General features: G+C 62.2%; 4 protein-coding genes and 1 pseudogene. All 5 read left to right on the top strand.

Features of this window, described 5'->3' with window-relative positions; genetic code table 11:
• Window positions 1-935: pseudogene (locus ACYP5B_RS46040) on the top strand (VirB4 family type IV secretion system protein); the annotation flags it as partial.
• 31 nt (window positions 936-966) lie between these two features.
• On the top strand, window positions 967-1731 hold the full coding sequence (locus ACYP5B_RS46035) for a conjugal transfer protein TrbJ (protein ID WP_459574033.1): 765 nt from the start codon (window positions 967-969) through the stop codon (window positions 1729-1731).
• 7 nt (window positions 1732-1738) lie between these two features.
• Window positions 1739-2809, top strand: coding sequence for a type IV secretion system protein (locus tag ACYP5B_RS46030; RefSeq protein ID WP_276286888.1), 1071 nt, complete (start codon window positions 1739-1741; stop codon window positions 2807-2809).
• A complete protein-coding gene (locus ACYP5B_RS46025) occupies window positions 2806-4089 on the top strand; it encodes a TraI domain-containing protein (RefSeq protein ID WP_459574032.1) in 1284 nt (427 codons plus the stop codon). The genes ACYP5B_RS46030 and ACYP5B_RS46025 overlap by 4 nt, the downstream gene beginning before the upstream one ends.
• 4 nt (window positions 4090-4093) lie before the next feature.
• Window positions 4094-5683, top strand: a 1590-nt coding sequence (traD, locus tag ACYP5B_RS46020; RefSeq protein WP_459574031.1) for a conjugative transfer system coupling protein TraD, incomplete at its 3' end; no start/stop codon positions are given.

The following is a 5683-nucleotide window of genomic DNA, read 5'->3' as shown; positions in this document are numbered from 1 at the left end:
CGCGCATTCCGACGCTGCTGGCCGGCGGCAAATTCGTCGACGTGACCGGCCGCTTTCAGGCCGCCACGCAGACCAATCCCCTGTCGTTGCTGGGTAATCCGGACAACCATGCCTATGTCACCGACTGGCTGGTGCTCGCCATCGAGGACGATGAATTCCGGGTCACGCCACAGCAACGCACCGACCTGTATCAGGCCGTGCAGATCCTCTCGCGCTTCTCGCGTGAGCACTGGACGCTCTCGAATCTCTGCACGCAACTGCACGCTTCGCTGCGCGAACGCCTGCAGACCTGGGTGAAGGGTGGGCAGTATGGCCACTTCTTCGACCACGTGGAGGACGCCTTCGAGGTGAGCGACGACCTGTCGATCGAGATGGGCGACCTGTTCATGACCTTCCCTCGCGCGGCGGCCCTCTTCATGGACTATGCGTTCTACCGCATCAGCCAGTCGATGGGCGGAACGCGCTACACCATCATCGAGGTCGAGGAAGCCGGCTTCTTCTTCACCAATCCCCGCTTCTACGCGCGGCTGGAGACCTGGATCGTGACGATCCGCAAGCTCAACGGCGCGATCTGGATGGCAACGCAATCGTTGCAGCAGATCGCACGTGTCGCGGACTTCGAAATCCTCAAGGACAACATCGCCAACATCCTCTACCTGCCCAACAGCCAGGCCAGTACCAGCAAGGACCTGTATTGCGACGTGTTCGGCCTCACCAACGATCAGGTGAAGATGATTGCCGAGGCGGTGCCCAACCGGGACTACCTCTGGACCACCAAGGCACAGACCCGAATGCTGCAAACCGCGTTCAGCAAGGAAATGGTCGCAATGCTGCGCTCCGACGGCTATGCCCAGGAAGTGCTGGACCGGCACTACGCCTCCGGCCACCCCGAATGGCAAGACCGCTACGTCCGAGAAGTCCTTGCCCGCGGCTAACGCGGATCCTGCTCAAACTCTGGAGAACCCTATGAAAAAGATCGCTGCAAAACTGGTTGTCACCGCGGCCCTGAGCGCTTCGTCGCTGGCACACGCCAGCGGATGGCCTGTGTTTGACGCGGCCAACTTCATCAAGAACACGATGACGGCGGCGCAGGCGCTGAAGACCGAAGTGTACGAAAACACCAATATCACCTACCAGTACAAGATGATGCTCAACCAACTGCAGCAGGCGGTCGGGCTAGACTCGACCTCCATGCTGGCCCAGGCGAGCTCGATCAAGGACGATATCAAGAAGCACGAGCAGTACGGCCAGACGCTGCAGGACCTCTACGGTGGCCTTGCCAACAACGCCGATTATCTCTCCCGCGTGCAGAGCATGGTCGTGCAGTCCGGCAAGACCCCAGACCAATGGTTCCAGGATCAACGCACTCTGCTCGACACGGGCGACAAGACGGCTAAGCGCCTGTTCAGTCTCGGCAATGACATCACGGCAAGCAATCAGAAGATGGCGCAACGCCGAAAGCAGCTTCAGTCAGACCTCGAGATGAATCAGACGAGCGAAGCTACCGCCCAACTCACGAACCAGATGCTCGATGTATTGGCCAGTCAAAATGCAGACCTGCTGCAGCTGATGGGGGCGAAGACCCAATCCGACGCGATCAAAGACCAGAAAGCCAACTCGGACACCGCCGAGAAGACCACCGCAGCCGAGGCGCTTTCCCGTCAGCAGGCGGCTGAACTGCAGCAGCTCCGACAGACCGTGTTCAATCGCGGCACATCGTCCGGGAAGTAAAGCTGACATGAAACGAACCACGATCCTCCGCGCCGCCGTTGCCGCGCTACTGGCACTACTGTCGCTGCTCTCCCTCGTCTCCTTGCCGGCTAGAGCACAGTCGGAGGTCTCGATTCCCCCCTTGCAGCAGCCGGCACCGTCGCCAACGTCCGCGCCGCCAGCGCCGTCTGGCGGTTCGGCTGTACCCATGCCAGCGGCTGGCTCAACCGGCGAGGCGTTGTCGTCCACCGTTCAGGAATTGATGGCACTGCGGGACGGCTTGCTCAGTGGCGGTATCGCGCTGAGCCGCACGACAGCGCCGGAGGCTGGCAAGTTCGCATGGGCACTTGCGGTAATCACACTCACGATCGCCGCCATCCAATTCATGGCACACCGACACCCTGTCGGCGCCTGGGTGGAGTTCCTCGAAACCCTAACTGTCGTCGGCATCTTCTCCGCGATCTATCTCAGCTTTGACTCCTTTGGCATCGGCATCTTCCAATGGTTCGATGAATTAGCGCGCGCCATGAGCGGCGGCAATTATGGCACTGGCTCAGTCCTCGCCTATACCGCCGGGAAATTTCTGGATTCGTTCTTTGCTGCGATCAAGATCGCCGCCTGGTACAACAAGCTGGACGCCATCTTTTCTGGCCTCGGCCTACTGATTGCCTTTCTTCTGACCGCCATCGCGGCAATCGTCTACACCTACTACATCATGATTGGGCAACTGCAGGCCGCCGTCGGCCTGGCGGTAGGCTTAATTGCTGTGGCCTTGGGCTTTTCCGATTACACCCGCAAGTATTTCTGGGCGTGGTTCGATTTCATGGTCACGGCATCCATGTATATCGTGACGTCGGCAATCATCGCTAACCTGGTCGCGGCGGCCACCGGCGAAACCGTACGGAAGGTCGCTACCGTAGGAACAAGCACCGCTGCCGCCGGCTGGAAGGCCGCATCGCTGTCCGTCCTGGTACTCCTCATCTCCTTCGAGATTCCGAAGCTGGCCGGCTCCCTATTCGGCACAGGCGGTGGCATCTCCGGCGGTGCCGTTGCGGGCGCAGCGAAAGGTGCGATGAAGCTCGGAAAGTTCCTGAAATGACGCAACACGTGCCAATGGATCCCGACATGCTGCTGGCGACGCAAGGCAGCCGTCTTGCGCTGATCCGCCAGTACGCCAACGAGGCCGACCCCGCCGTCTTCGATGGTAAATGGCTTGCCATACTGCGCTCTTGCGCCGCCTGGTTTTCGTCGATGCCGCTGCAACCGGAACAACATGCAGAGCCCGGCGGCGCGTTCCGTGCCACGGTCGAGGTGGTCTACTTCGCCATGCGCCTCTCGGGCGGGCAGAAGTTTGCGGCCGACCAGCCCTCTGAACGCCGCCGCCGCCTCGAACCCCAATACCTATACGCGCTCTTTCTGGCCGCGTGCTGTTCCTGGCTCGACGAACCCTGCCGGCACTTCCACTTCGTGCGCGAGGATACCGGCGAGCAGTGGGTGCCTGCCGCGCACGGCGCGTTTCATCCGTGGCTTGCGGGCAATCCCTACCGCGTGATACGTCTGGCGACGCCGCTGCCGGTGGAACGCATGCGCAGCGCCCTGTTGGCACGCACGATCCTTGGCGCCGAGGCGCTGTCGTGGCTGGACGGCCCGGTGCTGACGGAACTGTTCGGCGCGATCAACCCAGCCCCGATGCCGACGGGGTTCGAGGCACAGTTGCACAAGATTGTGCGCCAGGCAGTCGCAGCCACCCGTGACTACGAGCAGAAGGCACGCAGGGCGGTCTTCGCCCCGGACACCACCGTGCCGCCGTCGGCCGAACAGCTTGCCGCCGCGCCTACCGCCGGAGCGTCTGCTGCTAGCACCAAAGTCGGCCCTGCTGCCAAGGCTGCGGAACCGGTCGCGCCGCCGCCGACCGCGGCGGCGGGCGCCGCCTCCCTGTTCGAGCAATCCGCCACCGCGCCAGTCGCGGCCACGACGGCCACCGGCCAGCCGGCAGCGGCAGAACCCGTAGCAACGACCATCGCGCCTGCCACGCCACCGAGCGCGCCGGTAGCGGGCGCCATCGATGCCGCCGCCATCGGCCGGGCACGCCGCGACACACCGGACCCGTTCACCTTACTGCTGGGTGGATCGCGAATGATGAGCGAGTTCTTCCGGGCGCTCGCCCAGGACGTCACCGCGGGCAAGGTCAAGGTCGCGTGGGCCGAAAAAGGTCTCGTCCTTCCCAAGAAGGTGCTTGGCAACTACGGCATCGCGAGCGAAACGCTGATCGAAAAGCTCCGCAAGGAGAGCTTGCTGTACGCCATGCAGGGCACCGACCTCGTCCTCACGGAGCGAATCGGCACGCTGATCCTGCCGCGTCCCACCCACCCTACCTGATTCCATGGTTCGCTACATCAATCACTTCCGCCCCATGTTCGAGGCCCGCGCGGCGGCCGGCTGGGCGCTGGGCCTGATGCTGATCTCCGCCTCGGGGATGCCGCACGCTGGCTACTTCGCCGCATTCTGTGCCCTCATGCTACTGCTGCGCGGCACGCAGGTTTGGCGGGCGCTGGCCTTCCGGATGGCCATCTCGACCAAGTGGCTCGCAAAGATTCGGATCGACCAGTTGCTAGACGAGAGCGCGAAGCTGCGCCAACGCGACGATGCCATGTATCTCGGCACCGGATTCGAATGGACGCAGAAGCACTGTCAGATCGCGCACGACATCCTGCGCATGCCAACTTCGGAAATCCCGGGCCTGCCACGCTGGCTGCCCACGAACATTACCCGTGCCATTGAGGCCAGGTTTGCCCCCGCGAACAGCATCCCGGATCGTACCCCGCAAGGCCAGTCGTGGATCCACGGCATGGAGCCGAAGAAGGTTCGCGTGCCTCTGCATTACAAGGCGCTAGGCGGTCATACGGCGGTGGGCGGCACAACCGGCGCAGGCAAGACCCGAACCTATGAGATAATTTCGACACAAGTGATCCATAATGGCGAAGACGTTTTAATCGTCATTGACCCCAAAAATGATCGCGATCTCAAAGATCGCATAAAAAGAGAATGCGAGCGCACCGGGCGCAAGTTTCTGTACTGGAAACAGGCCGCGCCGTCAGAGTCGATCCGCCTGAACCCGCTGGAAAACTGGTCGCAGCCCTCCGAAATCCCCAGCCGCATCGCGCAGCTGATGGAGGAGGGCCCGTTCCGCGACTTCGCGTTCCTCTTCATCGACCGCGCGGTCAAGGGGGAGTTGTACGTCGGCGACAAGCCGAACTTGCGCTCCATCCTCAATTACGCGCAGTCCGGCATCAATAGCCTGCTGGAGCGCTGCCTCAAGCGCTTCTTCCCCGAGTCCGGCATGGCCGACTGGGAGGACGAGGTTAACGGCTTCATGCAGAAGCTTGGCCAGAAGAGCGGGGCCACCCTGCTCGACGGCATGGTGCAACTCTACCTGCAGCGCTTCGCCAACGTCGGGCGCGGCCACGAGTCACTCGACGGCCTGGTCTCGACTTTCACGCATGACCGCGAGCACTACATGCGCATCATTGCGTCCGCTCTGCCCCTGCTGCAGATGCTCGCCACCGGCGAGACCGGCCTCATGCTGGCGCCCAAGGCCGATGACTTCGAGGACGACCGGGAGATCTGGGACATCGACAAGATCATCAAGCAGAAGGCCGTGCTGTGCGTCGGGCTCGATTCCATGTCCAACAGCATCGTCGCCAAGGCCATTGCCTCGATGATTCTGTCCGACATCGCATCGGTGGCCGGCACGATCTACAACTTCTACGACAAGCCGCCTGGCGTTGTGCTCATCATCGACGAGGTGGCCGAGGCGATCAACGAGCAGGTGATCCAGATCCTCAACAAGGGCCGCGGTGCGGGCTTCAAGGCCTTCGTCGCCTTCCAGAGCCGCTCGGATTTGGAGGCGAAACTCGGTAACGCAGCAAAAATGCTGCAGGTCTTGGCGAACTTAAACAACCAGATCATCTTA

It is taken from the genome of Cupriavidus sp. 8B (assembly GCF_054589115.1).
The sequence above is the reverse complement of the archived record's forward strand: the minus strand, read 5'-3'. Positions and strand labels throughout refer to the sequence as shown.

Bases quoted from the DNA above. Each gene is read 5' to 3' on its own strand.
- ACYP5B_RS46035 (WP_459574033.1), top strand. From the start codon at position 967: ATGAAAAAGATCGCTGCAAAACTGGTTGTCACCGCGGCCCTGAGCGCT.
- ACYP5B_RS46030 (WP_276286888.1), top strand. From the start codon at position 1,739: ATGAAACGAACCACGATCCTCCGCGCCGCCGTTGCCGCGCTACTGGCA.
- ACYP5B_RS46025 (WP_459574032.1), top strand. From the start codon at position 2,806: ATGACGCAACACGTGCCAATGGATCCCGACATGCTGCTGGCGACGCAA.